Here is a 16,488-nt window from a genome sequence, read left to right on the forward strand (position 1 = left end):
ATCACTCCTCTCCGTGCGCCGTCCCGTACACCCGGGCGGCATTGCCCGCGCCGACCATTCCCGCCACCCGGCGCGCATCGGCGGCCGACCAGCGGCCCGCGGCCACCCAGGAGCCCAGCACCTCGCCGAGCGCCTCCCGGAACAGTTCCGCCCCCAGCAGATGCAGCTCCGGCAGGCCAAACGCGTCCGACGAATACAGCACCTTGTGGAACGGGGCCAGTTCCAGCGACTCCGCGAGCACCGCGGCGGCCCGCGCGCCGACATGGTTGAGCGCGAGCCCCACGTCGAGATGGACGTGCGGGAAGATCTGCGCCAGGTACCCGGCCTGCCGGTGGAACGGATAGCAGTGCAACAGCATGATCGCGACGCCGGTGCCCTGCACCGCACGCAGAAATCCGGTCAGCAGCACCGGATCGGCGCGCGCCAGGTCGAGATCGGGGTCGCCGAATCCGGTGTGGATCTGCATGGGCAGGCCGCGCTCGACCCCGGCCCACAGCACGTGCCGCAGCAGCACCGGATCGTCCAGCCGCGCCCCGGCCCGGTCCGCTCCCCCGGCGCCCTCGGATCGGCGCAGCCAGCGCCCGGCGGCCGCCCGCACCTGCCCCGCGCTCGGCGGGCCGGGGGTGATGTCCAGGCCGTGGCGGTAGGCCAGCACCGACTTGACCGCCGCGGCGTCCGCCGTGGCGGCGGCCAGGGCATCCGCGTACGCCGCGGCGAAGCCCCCGCCGCTGACCCCGGTCGCGGCGACGCGTTCGGCCACGGATTCCAGCCGGACCACCTCGGACGCCTGCGCCCCGGCGGCCGCGCCCAGCTCGGCCGGCGTGAGCAGGTCGCCGGCCCGGAACCCGGTGTCCACGAGAAAGGTGCCGACCCCGGCGGCGGCGAGCAGCCGCCGGTTGACCTCGTCCGCACCGAGACCGGCGCGTTGTGCCAGGTAGTCGTCCGCGGGGACGTGCGGCGCCAAGCCCAGCAGCGGGGCGCACCAGCGGCGGATGGCGAAGCCGAGCTGGGAGTCGAGTGCGGTGCACCCGGGTGGGGCGGGCCGGTCGGACTCGGTGGTCAGAAGCTCGAAACCCGCGCGGTCCAGCGGCCCGCGCACCACACCGTGGCAGTGGTGATCCACCAGCCGCACGCCTTCGAGCATCGCCGTCCCCGGTCGCCGCTTCACCGCGTATGCGGGCCGATTGTCGCGCGCCGCGCCCTCGATCGCGGCGCGGACGCGCCGCCCGAAAACGGTGTGGACCCGGGCCGTGCGCCGAGGCCGCGTGGCGACCAGCGGCCCCGCGACGGATGCCGCGGGGCCGCGCCGGTCGGGTTCAGCAGTGCCGCAGGCGCCGCGACCAGTCGCTGTACGAGCCGGTATTGACGTACCAGTCGTTGACGTAGCCGCCGCCGACCGATCCCTGGGTGATGAGGAACCAGTACCGGTCGCCGTGGCCGTCCCCGTCCGGGGCGCCGGTCGTCCAGCACTGCAGGAACAGCGAGTCCCCGTTGTGGTGGCGGAATCGCGATCCGCTGCGCTCGCCGTGGGTGTAGTCGGGCTGGTTGTGCACCGCCAGATACGAACCCGCGTCGATCGCGGTGACGGTGCTCCAGCAGCCGGGGCCCCATTCGCCCGCTGCCACGCAGTTGAGCGTGGCGGCCTGCGCGGGCGCCGCGGTGCCGGCCACCGCCGCGCCGCCGGCCAGGGCTACCGCCGCCAGCAGGCGGCCGATCCGTGGGGTGGTCATCAGTCGCTTGTCTCCTCTCGGACCGTTCACGGGGTGGCGAACGGGAAGAACGGGATGCTGTCGCAGGACCGCAGCCCGGGCACCGGAGCATAGTTGCCGCCGCCGGAGACCTTCGTCGCCGGGAACCAGCCCCAGCCGCTGTGCGCGTACCCGACGTCGCCCTGGGTGTAGAGCCAGTAGTTGTTGCGGGCACTGCCCACGTGCGGGTTCTCGTACCCGGACCACTGCTCCTGGCAGACGAACCAGCTCGTGCCGGTGTTCAGGTAGCCCGAGTTGGCCCCGCTGTTACGTACGTAACCGGCGGAATAGACGTGGCAGTTCGCGGTGCCGTACGTGTTGCCCAGGTAGTCGGTGTGCGAGCCGCCGGAGCCGGAGCAGCCGTTCGGGGCCGCGGCGGCCGGGCCGGTGGGTCCGAGCGCCCCGGCGGTGGTCACCGCGGCGGTGGCGAGCACGCTCAGCATGAGACGGGTGAGGCGGTGCATGGTGTCGTGTTTCCTTTCGGGAGGGACGGGTCAGCAGTTCGGGATGACGGTGCCGTTGTTGTCCTTGGCCTCGTCGTTGCCCCACCGGCTCAGGTAGAACGCGGACACGTACTGGTCGGCCGGGCCCACATCCAGGTCGGTCTTGAGCCAGTAGTGGTTGTACTGGTTGCCGTCGCGGATCTCCCGGCCCAGCACCTTGCAGTACACGTAGTTGGTGCCCTTGTTCAGCGTGCCGGTCCGGCTGGTGCTGGTGGCCGACGCGTAGCCCGCGGCGTCGGCGAACGTGTCGACCCAGAACTTCGACACTCCGGGCGTGGACGGCGGATTCGAGGTGCAGTCACGGATGACGGTGCCGTTGTTGTCCTTGGCCTCGTCGTTGCCCCACCGGCTCAGGTAGTAGGCGGACACGTACTGGTCGGCCGGTCCGGTGTCCGGGTCGGTCTTGAGCCACCAGTGGTTGACGTCACTGCCCTCGCGGATCTCGCGGCCCCACACCTTGCAGTACACGTAGTTGGTGCCCTTGTTCAGCGTGCCGGTCCGGCTCGTGCTGGTCGGCGACGCGAACACCGGCGCATCGGCGGACGTGTCCACCCATGCCTTGTCCGGGTCGCTGGGCGGCGGCAGCGTCGGGGTGCTTCCGTCCGGGTTGTACAGGCGGATCGCACCGTAGTAGTCGCCGTGGCTCATCACGGCGCTGACCTTCACGACGTCACCCGAGTTCGGAGCCTCCACCATGTAGCCCTGGCCGATGTACATGGCCACGTGGTGGATCTCGGACGCCGACCCGCCGTAGAACACCAGGTCGCCGGGGAGCAGAGGGGCCAGCCCGGACGAGCGGTAGAACCGGGCGACCGCGCGGCGCGACGCGAACTGCGAGGCGGCGGTGCCGTTGATGATGTCGGCGCCGACCGCCAGATAGTACGCATACCGCACCATGCCGGAACAGTCGAGCCCGCGGACGTGGCAGTCGTCGGGGGCGCCGTTCGAGGGGTCACACACCCCGTACGTGATGCCGGGGGCCGAGCCGTGCCCGCCCGCCCACGAGTACGGCGTACCTATCAGCCCACACGCCTTGGCCACCGCGGTGTCGGCCTGGGCGGCCGCGCCGGACTGCTTGACGCCGCACGCCGGGGCGGCCAGGGCCGGCGCGGCGCCGCCACCGACGGCCACCCCCGTGGTGGCCAGCAGGGCCAGCAGTGCCAGGGCGACGGCGGATCGCCGCCGTGTCGTGCAGCCCATCGCCGTTCATCTCCTTCTCGATCTTCGAATGCGGGACGCCCGAGTATCGGAAGGGGTTCGGTGGCAGCGGTACCTGTGAGTCTCCAGGATGTGCATCCCGGGTATTCGTGCTTGCCGGTGCCCGATATGTTGGTGCCGGTCGCTCGGCGGGAGGCGAAGTCAGGTTGGGCAGCGTCCTCGTTCACGTGCCGGCACTGCGCGGGCGTCCCGCGTGCTCGCTGGAGCTTCAGGCCGGTGAGGTCGCGCGGTTCGGGCGCGGGGAGCCACAGTGCCCGGTGGGCATCGAGCTGGCCGACCCGGCGGTCCCCCGCGTCGCGGGGGAGATTCTCAGCACGGGAGCGTACTGGCAGCTCAGCAACCTGAGCCGTGAGCAGAGCCTGGTGGTGGAGAACCCGGAAGGCGCGGGTGAGTACTTCCGGGTGCCGCCGGGCCGGCTGGCCGCGCCGGTGCCGTTCGAGTTCAGCCGGGTGGTGCTGGCCACCCGTTCCGACACGCTGGCGTTTCAGGTGTACGCGCCGGACCACACCTATCTGGACCCGCGGACCGTGGCGGGCCGTCCCGGCGCGGCGACGGTCAGCCCGTTCTCCCTCAACGAGGATGCCCTGTATTTCCTGGTGCTCGTGGCGCTGTGCGAGCCGCGGCTGCGCGACCTGTCCACCGTGGCCGTGCCCACCACCCCGCAGGTGGTCGAGCGGCTGCGCCGCCACCCCGATCACGCCGGGATCACCGCGTCCGCGGTCGGGTTCCACATCGACTACCTCGCCGGCAGCAAACTGCGGGTGAAGCCGCCGCACCACCAGCGGCTGGATTGGAAACGGGAGACCCTGGTGTCGGTTGCGCTGCGCTTCGGCCTGGTCCGGGAGAGTCATCTTGCGCTGCTGCCGCCGTCCACCGACGGTGCCGGCCCGGGTCGGTCGCGGTGAGCAATCCGGCGACCGACCGCGACTGGGCGGTGCGCGTCCCGGCCGGCTACCGGCTCGGCGACTGGGAGGTCACCGCACCGATCGCGGCCGGCAACTTCGGCAGCGTGTACGCGGCCCGCCACGCAACGACCGGCGACGAGTCCGCGCTGAAGTTCGTGGCCACCGGGCCGGTCGGCCGGCGCCAGTTCCGCGACCTCCACGAGCTGGCGCAGCGGGAGGTGGAGTTCAGCCGGCACGCCGCGCACGCGCACGTGGTCACCGTCCTCGACTCGCTGGTGGTCGCCGACCCGGGCGCGGCGTTCGACGGCGCGATCGTGCTGGTGATGGAGCGGGCTGCGGGCAGCCTTCAGGACCGCATCGACGCGGCCGCCGGTGACGGCCCGGTGCCGGAGGCGGACCGGCTGATCGTCGAGGTGTGCACCGGGCTGGCGTACCTGCATCAGGCGGGGTGGGTGCACGGCGACCTCAAGCCGTCGAACATCCTGCTGCGCCCGGACGGCTCGGCCTGCTTGGCCGACTTCGGCCTGGTCACCCGCGTCGAGGGCACCCACGGCTACGGCCTGCCGCTGGGCTCGACCGACTACACCCCGCCGGAACGCGCCGACGAGCGACTCGGCGAGCGGGGCGTGCAGGTCCGCCCCAGCGCGGACGTGTGGGCCCTGGGGGTGACCGCGCACCAGTTGCTCACCGGCGGGGCGTTCCCGGTGCCCGGCGCCACTCCCGGTGTGCGGGCCGCCGCCGTTCAGGAGTACGCGGCCCGGCGCGCCCCGCTGCGCCTGCCGGGCGAGCTCGACGAGGGCTGGCGGCGGTTCCTCACCGGCTGCCTGGATCCGGATCACACCCGCCGCCCGTCCGCCGCGGATCTGCTGGCCGAGGCCCGGGCGCTGACCGCTGCGGGCACGCGGCGCGGCGGGTGGCGGGCCCGCCTGCTCACGTTCACGTTGGTGCCGCTCGCCGTGCTCGGCGCCGCGGGCGCGGTGTGGGCGATGTCGGGCCGGGGTGCCCCGGCGGCCCCTGCCCGGTCCGCCACGGGAGTCACCCTGACGGTGTACAACGCGGAGACGTCGTGCCGGGAGAGCCCCGACCGGCCGTACGGCTGCAGCATGGGGTTGGCGGTGGACCCGCGCCGGCCGTACGCCGCGGGTAACGTCTCCCCGCGGCGGGTGTGGCACGGTGACCAGCTGACCGCCGACTGTGTGCTGCACGACGGCCAGCGCGTCTCCGACGAGTACGGCGTCGGCTCCACGACGTGGTATCGGGTGGCCACCGACGTCGACGCGTCCGGGCATGCCTGGCTGCCGGCCGTGCGTACCCGCGACGACGTGCGGGCCCTGCCGTCCTGCCCGGCGTGAGGGATTGGCGGCGCCCGGACGGGGTAGGCAACACGACGGACGAGCACGAGGGCCCGCCGGGGCGGAGTGCTCCGGGCGGATCGGGAGGTGCACCGGATGGCGATCGCGACGACGGACCCGGCGACGGGCGAGGTGGTCAAGGCGTTCGACCCGCTGCCGCCGGAGCAGATCGACGCGGCGCTGGCCCGGTCGGTGACCGGGTTCCGCGCGTTGCGCGACACCACGTTCACGCAGCGGGCGCAGTGGCTGCGCCGGGCCGCGGAGCTGCTGGAGGCCGAGCAGGACGGCCTGGCCGCACTGGTGACCCTGGAGATGGGCAAGGTCCTGCCGGCTGCCCGGGCGGAGATCCTCAAGTGCGCCACGGCGTGCCGGTTCTTCGCCGAGCACGCCGAGGGGTTCCTCGCCGACGAGCCGGCCGATGCCGCCGCGGTCGGGGCGGCCCGCGCGTACGCCCGGTATCAGCCGCTGGGCCCGGTGCTGGCCGTGATGCCGTGGAACTTCCCGCTGTGGCAGGCGATGCGGTTCGCCGCGCCGGCCCTGATGGCCGGCAACACCGGCCTGCTCAAGCACGCGTCAAACGTCCCGCAGACCGCGCTGTACCTGGGGGAACTGTTCACCCGGGCGGGGTTCCCGGCGGGCGCGTTCCAGACCCTGCTGATCGGCGCGTCGGCGGTCGAGGCCGTGGTCACCGATCCGCGGGTCCGTGCGGTCACGCTGACCGGCAGCGAAGCCGCCGGGCGGGCGGTCGCCGCGGCGGCCGGGCGGTCGCTGAAGAAGTCCGTGCTGGAGCTGGGTGGCAGCGACCCGTTCGTGGTACTGCCGTCGGCGGACGTGGACCGGGCCGCCCGGGTCGCCACGACCGCCCGCTGCCAGAACAACGGCCAGTCGTGCATCGCGGCCAAACGCTTCATCGTCCACACCGAGGTGTACGACGAGTTCGTGGACCGGTTCGTGGCCGCCATGTCGGCGCTGAGGGTGGGTGACCCGGCGGGCGAGGGCACGGACGTGGGGCCGCTGGCCACCAGCCAGGGCCGCCGCGACGTCGACGCGCTGGTCCGCGACGCGGTCGGCCGCGGTGCCACGCTGCGTTGCGGCGGCACGCCCCCGGCCGGGCCGGGCTGGTTCTACCCGCCCACGGTGCTGACCGGGGTGACCGCGGAGATGCGGATGTTCGGCGAGGAGGTGTTCGGCCCGGTCGCGGCGGTGTACCGGGTGGGCTCGTACGACGAGGCGGTGGCGCTGGCCAACGCCACCTCGTTCGGGCTGGGCGCCAACGCCTGGACCGCCGACGAGCACGAGCAGCAGCGGCTGATCACCGACCTGGACGCGGGGGCGGTGTTCGTCAACGGCATGGTCACCTCGTACCCGGAGCTGCCGTTCGGCGGGGTCAAGGACTCCGGGTTCGGCCGGGAGCTGTCCGCCGCGGGCATCCGGGAGTTCTGCAACCTCAAGACCGTGTGGGTCGCCCGGCCCGGCTGAGTCCCTCAGCTCACGGAAGCCGGAACAGCGTGGGAAACCGCATGCTGAGCCACGGCCGGCGCCCGTGGGCGAACACGCCACCGGAGGCGATCGCCCGCCACAGCGGGCGCCGGCGGAATCCGACCAGCAGGGCGTCACATCCGGTCATGGACACGACGCAGTCGGCCGCCCGCCCGCCGGGACCGTCCGGGCCTGCCCGGCGTCCAGCTGGAGCACGAATCGGGGTGCCCGCCGGATGCGCACCTCGAAGCTGCCGGTGAACCCGCGGGCCCTGGCCGGGTCCACGAGCAGCGGCAGCATCTCGCTCATCACGGTCGGGGCGGCCGAGGCGGCGGACCGCTCGTCCAGCCACGGCCGCGCCCGCAACGCGCCCGCCAGGTCATAGCCGTGCACCACGCTCTCGCTGACGCTGAGCGCGGCCAGGGTGCCGACGGTACGGGTGACTCCGGTCCCGTACCACGGCGTGGGCCGGGCGGCGCGCAGATCGGGGCCGGTGTCCAGCGCGGCGAGCAGTTCGTCGGCGCACTCGCGCAGCCCGTCGGCGGCCTCGCGAGGCCCCGGGAACGACACCACCGACAGCGCCCGCGCGTTCGTCGACGCCACCACCTCGGGCAGTGTGTGCCCGGTGCCCAGGTGGGCCGTGATGTCCTCGCCGTAGTCGTCGCCGCGCACGGCCAGCGCGAAGGCGCGGTAGACCACACACAGGTGGGCGACCAGCTGGCCGGCGGTCCAGTCCAGCCCCGGTGCGGGGGTGTCGAGGTGCGCGCTGGACCGGACATGGTCGATCAGGCGGCGGCTCTCGCGGTCCAGGGCGGCGCGCACGGCGTCCCGGTCGGGCTCGACGATCACCCTGGGAGTGTGCACGACAGATCCGGCGCGCGCATCCGGGTAGGGTGCGAGGATGCGGGTGTGGGCTCGGCCGATCACCCTGGGCCGGCTGGCCGGCATGCTCGCCGGGCGCCGGCCGGGCGGCTTGCTCGCCGGGCGCAGGCTGGCCGGCACGAGCGCCGGGCGCAGGCTGGCCGGCACGCGCGCCGGGCGCATGGTCGCCGGATGCGCGCTGGCCGGGATGCTTGCCGGGTGCGCGGGGCCGGGCCGCGAGCCGGCCGAACCGGGAGCCCCGATGAGTATCACCGTCACCAGTAGCGCCTTCGCCGACGGCGGCGACATCGGTCGCCGGCACACCTGCGACGGCCAGGACGTGTCACCTCCGCTGGCCTTCGCAGGCCTGCCCTCCGGGGTGCGTGAGCTGGCGCTGCTGGTGGAGGATCCGGACGCCCCGCACGGCACGTTCGTGCACTGGGTGGCGTGGGGCATCGCCCCGGCCCGGGCCGGGCTCGCTGAGGGCGAGGCCCCGGCCGGTTCCGGGACCAACGGCTTCGGCCGCACCGGGTACGGCGGCCCCTGCCCGCCCCATGGCCCCGCCCACCGGTACGTGTTCACGGTGTACGCCCTGTCCCGCCCCGCCGGTGCACGTGCCGGCGCGACCGCCGCGGATCTGCGCGCGGCCATGGACGGCGCGGTGCTCGCCCAGGGGACCCTCACGGGCCGGTACGCCCGCGCCTGACGCCTACCGGTCGGTCGTACTGAAATGCTGGTAGTCCTTCAGGTTCTGCCACCGTCCGCCCCACGCGAACCCGTTGGTGGTCAGGGCCCGCACCGCGCCCTTGGCGTGCACCATGCCGATCAGGTACTGGTTGCGCCGCACCCACCGCGCGGCGGCGGGCGGGTCGATCGTGGTGCCGCGCACCTCCGGGTTCTGCAGCGGGTTCAGGTCGATCGCCAGGCCGTACGCGTGCTGCGACCACGTCCGGCTGCCGGCCACCCGGCGGCAGGCGTACCCGGAGGTGGCGGTGCCGGTGCCGATGAGACCCGGCAGGTTCAGCCACTGCGGGTCCATCACCATGATCCGGAAGCGCCACCGGAACAGCGTGGCGAACGCCTGCTGCGTCCGGGCCACCACGCTGGAGTGCACGACGATGCTGCCGTCGTGGTACTCCCCGCGGAAGTCGATGTAGGACACCCACACCCGGCGCAGGTCCGCGGGCGCCACCGGGCAGCCGGCGAGCGGGTTCCAGCCGATGGACTCGGGGGAGACCGGCTCCACCCGGGTACGCCAGCTCGGCATGCGCGAGGTCGGCGGCGTCAGCCGCAGCGTCTCGTCCACGTGCACCGGGTACGGCGCGACGATCTGGTTCCACCGGCCGACGTCGGCGATCCGCAGCCCGTTGGCGGCGGCGATACCGGCCATCGTCTCGCCCGGAGCGACGACGTGCCACACCGACCGGCGCGTGTCGGCGGCCGCCGGGGCGGCTGCGGCGGGCGGTACGGCGACGGCTGCGGGAAAGGCCGTGCTCAGCAGCACGACGGCCAGGGTCAGCAGGGGGTTCGGCACGGCTACCGACGCTACGAACGTCCCGTGCTCCCCGGGTGGCCGAACGGCCGAACTCACCCCATGGTGCGACCTGCCCGGATGGGCGTTGGTAGCGTCAGGCAGGTGCCGCTGCTGGGACCCGCCGACCCGTTGCCCCACCGCCCCGAGCGGGTCCTGGTCGCCGGGACCTCCGGCGCCGGCAAGAGCACTCTGGCCCGGCGGATCGCCGCGGAGCTTTCGGTGCCGTACGTCGAGCTCGACGCGCTGTTCCACGGCCCCGGCTGGACCGAGCTGCCCACGTTCGAGGCCGACGTGCACCGGTTCAGCGCGCAGCCCCGCTGGGCGACCGAATGGCAGTACGGCCCCGTCCGCGCGCACCTGGCCGAGCGTGCGGACCTGCTGGTCTGGCTCGACCTTCCGCGGGCGCGGGTGATGCGTCAGGTGGTCCGGCGCACCCTGGTACGGCGGCTGCGGCGCCAGGAACTGTGGCAGGGCAACATCGAGCCGCCGCTGTGGACGTTCTTCACCAACCCGGAGCACATCGTCCGGTGGGCGTGGAGCACCCATCACCAGTCCGCCGCCAAGGTGGTCGCGCTGCGCCGGGAGCGGCCGGACCTGCCCATCGTGCGGTTGCACAGCCGGGCGGCGGCGGCGCGCTGGCTGCACGGGCCGCTGCGGCACGCCGGCTGAGCCGTACTGTGCGGTCATGAGATTGTTTCTGGCCGCGTACCCGCCGGAGGACGTCTGCGACGATCTGGCGCAGCGGCTGCAGGGCCTGCAGGTCACGGCGGCGGCGCAGCGGGGGGTCAACACGCGGCTGGCTCGTCGCGAGACGTGGCACGTCACGCTGGCGTTCCTCGGGGAGGTGGCCGACGAGCGCGCGCCGCAGGTGTCCGAGGCGTTGCAGCGCGCGGCGGACGGCTGGCGTGCCACCGGATCCGGCGCGCCGCGGCTGCGCCTGGCCGGTGGCGGAAAGTTCGGGCGGGGCCGGTTCACCGTGCTGTGGGTGGGCGTGGACGGCGACGTCGAGGCGCTTCAGGGGCTGTCCCGGCAGGTGCGCAAGGAACTCAAGCGGGACCGGCTGCCGTACGACGACCGGCCGCTCAAGCCGCACCTGACCGTGGCCCGGCCGGGCGACCGGGTGGACGCCGCGGCCGTCGCCGCGGATCGGGAGGCACTGGCCGGCTACCGCGGCCCGCTGTGGCCGGCCGAGACGATGGTGCTGGTCCGCAGCCATCTCGGCCCGCAACCGGAGTACGAGCACCTGACCGCGTGGCCGCTCGCCTGAGCGACCGGCGCCGGTGTCAGGGGGCGGTACGGCGCAGCACGTCCAGCAGGAACCACTCGTCCTCGTGGTGGACCAGCCGCTGCAGCCCGGGGCGTTGGCGCAGCGCCTCGTGCACGTTGAACCCGTCATAGTTGCCGCCGTGCTGATCGTCGCGGAAGTGCACCGCGACCAGGTCACCGCCGGGCTCCAGCCGGTCGATCAGGCCGTCGAGCAGGGCGCTCAGGTCGTCGGCGGACAGGTAGTACAGCAGGTCGCCGATCACGATCAGGTCGAACGTGCCGTCCGGCAGGTCGGCGGGCAGCATCGCCTCGTCCACCCGTACGTGGGGGAACTCCTGCACGGCGGCGGCCGCCTGGGTCACGGCGGCGGTGACGCAGTCGACCGCCAGGATCTCGTCGCAGCGCGGCGCGAGCAGCCGGGTCAGCAGGCCGATCGAGCAGCCCGGCTCGTAGCAGCTGGCGTACCGCTCGCGCGGCAGGCTGGCCATGGTGACCGCGTATTTGCGCTGGTTGTGCCACTTGATGGCGACATCCCACGGGTCGTCCTTGGCCAGGTACAGGTTGGTGAAGTGGTCCATGGACGCGGTCTGCTGCGGTGCCTCGGCGTCGCCGTGCGTTCGTGTCACGCCCGCGATTGTGCCCGACGGCCCGCCGGCGACGTCCGGGCGGTCACGGCGTTTGCCCAGCCCGGGCCGGTGTACGCGGTCCGGCGATGCGCCGCCCCGGCACTGCCCTGCGTGACAGGATGATCACCGCCGCGGCTGCGACCGCGGCGTACCGGATCTCGCGCGATGTTGGGTGATCATGGTTGACCGGACGTGGGCGGTTCTCGTGTCGATCGGCCTGGGGCTCGGGCTCGGCGCCCTGGGCCGGGCCGTGCTCCGCAACCGGGTCCGCCTGTCGTGGTCCGATGCCGTGGTCGCCGGGCTCATCGGCACGGCCTGCGGCAGCCTCGTCGCCGGGGCCGGACGCGGCGCGGGAACCCAGTTGCCGCTGGTCGCCGGAGCGGTGGCGCTCGCCGCCACCATGGCCGTGCTGCTCGGGATGGAACGCTGGCAGGCCCGGCGGCGGATGCCCCGCGGTTCCGTGCCCGAGCTCATCGCCGGCGGCGAGACACACCATGTCGAGTTCAAGTCGTCGGCCCGGTACAACCGGCACACCCGGCAGCGCGACGAACGCGTCGAGCGGGTCATCGCCAAATCACTGGCCGGGTTCCTCAACGCCCAGGGCGGCGTCCTGCTGATCGGTGTCGCCGACGACGGCACGATCACCGGCATCGAGGACGACTATCCCCTGATCAAGGCCCCGAACCGCGACTACTTCGAACTGTGGCTGCGCGACATGCTCGTCGCCTGCATCGGTGCCGCCGCGTGCGCGGCGATCGAGGTGGAGTTCACCGTCGTCGACGAGCACGACGTGTGCCTGGTCAGCGCCCCGCCCGCGACCCATCCGACGTTCCTGCGGCCCGGCAAGGGCCAGCCGGTCATCTTGTACGTGCGGGTCGGCAACTCGACCCGCGAACTCGGGCTCGACGAGGCGCTCGGCTACTGCGCGGACCGGTGGGGCCGGCGCGCGCTGCGGCATCCCCGTACGGTATGAGCGGCGCCAGGAATCCCGCCGCCTGGTGACACCCCCGGCTCGACGTGGCACGATACCCGCGGGTAACAAAGCGTGGGCCGCGGCGCGGCGGCCCGGAAGGCTGGTGACAGCATGCCCGGCGAGACCCGTACGGCGTACCGGACCTGCCCGTTGTGCGAGGCGGCCTGCGGCCTGGAGCTCACGATCGCCGACGAGCGGATCGTCGCGGCCCGGGGCGACGCCGACCACGTGTTCAGCCGCGGTTTCGTCTGCCCCAAGGGTGCGACGTTCGGGCAGCTGTCGCAGGACCCGGACCGGTTGCGCCGGCCCCTGGTGCGCCGCGGTGACCGGCATGTGGAGGTGTCCTGGGACGAGGCGTACCGGGCGATCGAGGCCGGGCTGGGCCCGATCCTTCGGCAACACGGTCCGCAGTCGGTCGCGGTGTACCTGGGCAATCCGAACGTGCACACGATGGCGGGCGGGCTCTACCTCTCCCCGCTGCTGCGGGCGCTCGGCAGCCGCAACATCTTCTCTGCCAGCACGGTCGACCAGATGCCCAAGCACGTGTCGAGCGGCTACCTGTACGGCAGCCCGCTGGCCATCCCGGTGCCCGACGTGGACCGTACGGATCTGCTGCTCGTGCTGGGTGCGAACCCGTGGGAATCCAACGGCAGCCTGGCCACCGCAGCAGATTTCCCCGGCCGGCTCAAGGCGCTGCAGGCCCGCGGCGGCCGGTTCGTCGTGGTCGACCCGCGCCGCACCCGGACCGCCGAGCACGCCGACGACCACGTGGCGATCCGGCCCGGGACGGACGCGTTCCTGCTGTTCGGCATCGTGCACACGCTGTTCGCCGAGCACCTGGTGGACCTGGGGGCGCTCGCGGGCCACGTGACCGGCCTCGGCCAGGTGGGCGAGCTGGCCCAGGCGTTCACCCCGGAGCGGGCCGCCGCCGCGTGCGGGGTGCCCGCGGAACGGATCCGCGGCCTGGCCCGGGATCTGGCCGCCGCAACCACCGCCGCGGTGTACGGCCGCATCGGCACGTGCACGGTGGAGTTCGGCACGCTGACCAGCTGGCTCGTCGACGTCGTGAACGTGCTCACGGGCAATCTCGACTCCCCCGGCGGGGTGATGTTCCCGCTGGCCGCGCACCTGCGCCCGCACGCGCGTTCCGGCGGCAAGGGCTTCACGGTCGGCCGCTGGCACAGCCGGGTCCGGGGGCTGCCGGAGGTCAAGGGCGAGTTCCCGGTCGCCACGCTCGCGGACGAGATCGAGACGCCGGGCGACGGGCAGGTCCGGGCGTTCGTCACCGTGGCGGGCAACCCTGTGCTGTCCACGCCGAACAGCGGGCGGCTGGACCGGGCACTGGGCGGGCTGGACTTCATGGTCAGCGTCGACCCGTACCTGAACGAGACCACCCGGCACGCCGACGTGGTGCTGCCGCCGACCGACGCCGCCCGCAAGGGCCACTACGACTTCTCGTTCCTGGCGCTGGCGGTGCGCAACTTCGCGGCGTACTCCCCGCCGGTGCTGCCCGCCGACGCCGGTGGCATGGACGAGTGCGACATCCTCGCACGGCTCACGCTGCTGGTCACCGGCCACGGCGCGGACGCGGACCCGGCGGCGCTGCACGAGCAGATGCTGCAGCAGACGCTACAGCGGGTCGCCGCGGCCGCGCCGAACTCCGGGCGTACGGCGGAGGAGCTGCGGGCCATGGTGGACGGCGAGCATCCCGCGGAGCGCCTGCTCGACGTGGCGCTGCGCACCGGCGCGTACGGTGACGGGTTCGGCGCCCGGCCCGACGGCCTGTCCCTGACCCGGCTGCTGGCCCACCCGCACGGCGTCGACCTGGGCCCGCTGCGCCCGCGCATCCCGGAGGTGTTGCAGACCCCGAGCGGCACGGTCGAGCTGTGCCCGGCCCCGCTCGCGGCCGACGTCGAGCGGCTGCGCGGCGCCCTCGACCGTCCGCACGAGGATCTGGTCCTCATCGGCCGCCGGCACCTGCGCTCCAACAACAGCTGGATGCACAACGTGCCCGCCCTGGTGAAGGGCCGGGACCGGTGCACGCTGCAGATGCATCCGGTCGACGCCGCCCGGCTGGCGCTCGCGGACGGCGAGGACGCCCGGATCGCGTCGCGGGCCGGGGTGGTGTCCGCGCCGGTGGAGGTCACCGACCGGGTGATGCCCGGGGTGGTGAGCCTGCCGCACGGGTGGGGCCACGACCTGCCGGGCACCCGGATGGCGGTCGCCGCCGCCCACCCGGGGGTGAACAGCAACGTGCTGACCGACGAGTTCGCGATCGACCCGCTGTCCGGCAACAGCGTGCTCAACGGCATCCCGGTGGAGGTCAAGCCCGCGGCACGGTCCTGAACAGGCGACGGCCCGGAACTCCGGTCCCCGTCGGGGACCGTGGTTCCGGGCCGGTACTGCCGCTCAGAGCTGGAAGCGGTCCACGAGGCGGCGCAGGTCCTCGGACATGGTGGCGAGCTGTCCGGCCGCCCGGTTGGTGCCGTCGACCCGCGCGTTGATCCGCTGCACCGCACCGGCGACGTCGTCGATCGTCTGCGCGACCGCGCCGCCCGCGGTCGCGGCCTCGGTGACGTTGCGGGTCATCTCGCTGGTCGTGACGGTCTGCTCCTCGACAGCCGAGGCGATCGTCGTCTGGAACTCGCTGATCCGCCCGATGATCTCGCTGATCTCGGAGATCGCGGCCACCGCGCCGGTGGTGTCCTCCTGGATCGCGGCGACCCGGCGGCCGATGTCCTCGGTCGCCCGGGCGGTTTCCTGGGCGAGGTCCTTGACCTCCCCGGCCACCACCGCGAAGCCCTTGCCCGCGTCACCGGCACGGGCGGCCTCGATGGTGGCGTTGAGGGCGAGCAGGTTGGTCTGCTCCGCGATCGAGGTGATCACCTTGACCACGTTGCCGATCTCGATGGAGGACTCCCCCAGCCGGGCCATGACCGTGGAGGTGTCCGCGGTGACGTCGACCGCCCGCATCGCCACGCCGGCCGCGTGGGTGGCGCTCTCACCGATCTCCCGGATCGAGGCGCCCATCTCCTCGGCGCCCGCCGCGACGGTGTGGATGTTGGTCGACATGGTGGCGGCCGAGTCGGCGACCGCGGCGGACTGCCGGGCACCCTCCTGCGCATCCGCGACGGACTGCCCGCTGGTGTCCGACAGGTCCCGGGCGGCCCCGCCGAGCGTGGTGGAGTGTTCGGACAGCTCGGTGACGGTCTCGCGCAGGGTGCCGATCGCCCGGCGCAGCATCCCCGCCATCTTGCCCAGCTCGTCCTTCTGCTCGACCGCCGGGTCCTGGGACAGGTCACCGTCGGCGACCGCCGCCAGCACCCGGGAGACGCGGCCCAGCGGGGCGACGATCTGCCGGGCGATGTAGAGGGCGAGCAACACCGCCAGGGCCGCGGCGATCGCGAACACGGCCGCGATCGACCAGCGGGTCGCCCGTACGGTGGCGTCGAAGTCCTTGCCCGCGACCAGCGCGTCGTTGGCCCGGCTGATCTCGGCCGCGAACTGCGTCTCGTACGCCTTGCGCAGGTCGCGGTTCGGGCCGAACGCCGCGGTCTGCGCCGCTGCGTGATCGTTCTCGTACGTGGCGAACTCGCCCTGCAGTGCGGTGAACCACGTGTTGGTCGACTTCAGGAGCGCGTCGATCGTGGCCTTTTCCTTCGCACTGCCGCGGCCGCGTGCCGCGGCGAGGCTCGCCTGCACGGTCTTCTGCCGGCCGAGCGACTCGTCGCGGAACTTCGTGTCGCCGTTGATCAGGTAACCGCGCTCGTCGTTGGCGGCAGCCTTGGCGGCCAGTGCGGCGCTGTTCAGGTCGTTGATGTACGGCACGGCACGGCTGAGCTCCTCCGACCGCGTGCTCTGCAGGCCGCTGATCCCGACGAGGCTGACCGCCCCGGTGATCACCGTGCCCGCGACCGCGACCGCGGTGACCGTGAGAATCTTCGTCGACACCCTGCGGTTGCCGATCCACCCAGTCAGACCTGCCATGCCGTGCTCCCCCGTGACCGTCGACCGGACAGCCCG

17 protein-coding genes are annotated in these 16,488 nt (G+C 73.3%); 8 read left to right on the plus strand and 9 right to left on the minus strand.

Annotation, left to right across the window (positions count from 1 at the left end; all coding sequences use genetic code 11):
• Position 1: 1 nt before the first annotated feature.
• The 4 genes from ACMCNK_RS04985 to ACMCNK_RS05000 all read right to left on the minus strand — a co-directional run bounded on the left by ACMCNK_RS04985 (position 2) and on the right by ACMCNK_RS05000 (position 3,451).
• Positions 2-1,132, minus strand: coding sequence for an amidohydrolase family protein (locus tag ACMCNK_RS04985; RefSeq protein WP_412735209.1), 1,131 nt, complete (start codon positions 1,130-1,132; stop codon positions 2-4).
• A gap of 184 nt (positions 1,133-1,316) precedes the next feature.
• Entirely contained in the window at positions 1,317-1,730 is a 414-nt protein-coding gene (locus ACMCNK_RS04990) for a hypothetical protein (protein ID WP_412735210.1), read from the minus strand.
• A 26-nt stretch (positions 1,731-1,756) separates the two neighbouring features.
• Complete coding sequence (locus tag ACMCNK_RS04995) at positions 1,757-2,212, minus strand: hypothetical protein (RefSeq protein ID WP_412735211.1); 456 nt, start codon at positions 2,210-2,212, stop codon at positions 1,757-1,759.
• A gap of 30 nt (positions 2,213-2,242) precedes the next feature.
• Positions 2,243-3,451, minus strand: a complete 1,209-nt coding sequence (locus ACMCNK_RS05000) for a C40 family peptidase (protein ID WP_412735212.1) — start codon at positions 3,449-3,451, stop codon at positions 2,243-2,245.
• 185 nt (positions 3,452-3,636) lie between these two features.
• Here ACMCNK_RS05000 and ACMCNK_RS05005 point away from each other — a divergent pair, with 185 nt between their 5' ends.
• The 3 genes from ACMCNK_RS05005 (at position 3,637) to ACMCNK_RS05015 (ending at position 7,205) form a co-directional block, all read left to right on the plus strand.
• Complete coding sequence (locus ACMCNK_RS05005; RefSeq protein WP_412735213.1) at positions 3,637-4,374, plus strand: hypothetical protein; 738 nt, start codon at positions 3,637-3,639, stop codon at positions 4,372-4,374.
• Complete coding sequence (locus ACMCNK_RS05010; RefSeq protein WP_412735214.1) at positions 4,371-5,726, plus strand: serine/threonine-protein kinase; 1,356 nt, start codon at positions 4,371-4,373, stop codon at positions 5,724-5,726. The genes ACMCNK_RS05005 and ACMCNK_RS05010 overlap by 4 nt, the downstream gene beginning before the upstream one ends.
• A gap of 96 nt (positions 5,727-5,822) precedes the next feature.
• A complete protein-coding gene (locus ACMCNK_RS05015; protein ID WP_412735215.1) occupies positions 5,823-7,205 on the plus strand; it encodes an NADP-dependent succinic semialdehyde dehydrogenase in 1,383 nt (460 codons plus the stop codon).
• Positions 7,206-7,215: 10 nt separating this feature from the next.
• On the opposite strand, the gene ACMCNK_RS05020 is transcribed toward ACMCNK_RS05015, so the two are convergent.
• Both ACMCNK_RS05020 and ACMCNK_RS05025 read right to left on the minus strand, forming a co-directional pair.
• Positions 7,216-7,353: a hypothetical protein gene (locus ACMCNK_RS05020; RefSeq protein ID WP_412735216.1), complete on the minus strand. Its 138-nt coding sequence runs from the start codon at positions 7,351-7,353 to the stop codon at positions 7,216-7,218.
• A complete protein-coding gene (locus ACMCNK_RS05025; RefSeq protein ID WP_412735217.1) occupies positions 7,350-8,054 on the minus strand; it encodes a maleylpyruvate isomerase N-terminal domain-containing protein in 705 nt (234 codons plus the stop codon). Before ACMCNK_RS05025 ends, ACMCNK_RS05020 begins: the two co-directional genes overlap by 4 nt.
• A 52-nt stretch (positions 8,055-8,106) precedes the next feature.
• On the opposite strand from ACMCNK_RS05025, the gene ACMCNK_RS05030 reads away from it, so the two are divergent.
• Positions 8,107-8,772, plus strand: coding sequence for a YbhB/YbcL family Raf kinase inhibitor-like protein (locus tag ACMCNK_RS05030; RefSeq protein WP_412735218.1), 666 nt, complete (start codon positions 8,107-8,109; stop codon positions 8,770-8,772).
• Between the two features lie 3 nt (positions 8,773-8,775).
• Here the strand turns inward: ACMCNK_RS05030 and ACMCNK_RS05035 are convergent, their stop codons facing one another.
• On the minus strand, positions 8,776-9,600 hold the full coding sequence (locus tag ACMCNK_RS05035; protein ID WP_412735219.1) for a M15 family metallopeptidase: 825 nt from the start codon (positions 9,598-9,600) through the stop codon (positions 8,776-8,778).
• A 102-nt stretch (positions 9,601-9,702) separates the two neighbouring features.
• Here ACMCNK_RS05035 and ACMCNK_RS05040 point away from each other — a divergent pair, with 102 nt between their 5' ends.
• The gene (locus tag ACMCNK_RS05040) at positions 9,703-10,269 is read left to right on the plus strand and encodes an AAA family ATPase (RefSeq protein ID WP_412735220.1); all 567 of its coding nucleotides are present in this window, start codon (positions 9,703-9,705) and stop codon (positions 10,267-10,269) included.
• Between the two features lie 16 nt (positions 10,270-10,285).
• A complete protein-coding gene (gene thpR / locus ACMCNK_RS05045; protein ID WP_412735221.1) occupies positions 10,286-10,867 on the plus strand; it encodes an RNA 2',3'-cyclic phosphodiesterase in 582 nt (193 codons plus the stop codon).
• Positions 10,868-10,883: 16 nt separating this feature from the next.
• Here the strand turns inward: thpR and ACMCNK_RS05050 are convergent, their stop codons facing one another.
• Complete coding sequence (locus tag ACMCNK_RS05050; protein ID WP_412735222.1) at positions 10,884-11,492, minus strand: SAM-dependent methyltransferase; 609 nt, start codon at positions 11,490-11,492, stop codon at positions 10,884-10,886.
• Between the two features lie 178 nt (positions 11,493-11,670).
• Here ACMCNK_RS05050 and ACMCNK_RS05055 point away from each other — a divergent pair, with 178 nt between their 5' ends.
• Positions 11,671-12,465 (plus strand): helix-turn-helix domain-containing protein, encoded by a 795-nt coding sequence (locus tag ACMCNK_RS05055; protein WP_412735223.1) that lies wholly within the window; start codon positions 11,671-11,673, stop codon positions 12,463-12,465.
• Positions 12,466-12,576: 111 nt separating this feature from the next.
• On the plus strand, positions 12,577-14,811 hold the full coding sequence (locus ACMCNK_RS05060; RefSeq protein ID WP_412735224.1) for a molybdopterin oxidoreductase family protein: 2,235 nt from the start codon (positions 12,577-12,579) through the stop codon (positions 14,809-14,811).
• Positions 14,812-14,874: 63 nt separating this feature from the next.
• On the opposite strand, the gene ACMCNK_RS05065 is transcribed toward ACMCNK_RS05060, so the two are convergent.
• Positions 14,875-16,452, minus strand: a complete 1,578-nt coding sequence (locus ACMCNK_RS05065) for a methyl-accepting chemotaxis protein (protein WP_412735225.1) — start codon at positions 16,450-16,452, stop codon at positions 14,875-14,877.
• Positions 16,453-16,488: the final 36 nt, after the last annotated feature.

The sequence above is a fragment of the Krasilnikovia sp. MM14-A1259 genome, from assembly GCF_047159535.1.
Lineage (GTDB): Bacteria > Actinomycetota > Actinomycetes > Mycobacteriales > Micromonosporaceae > Actinoplanes.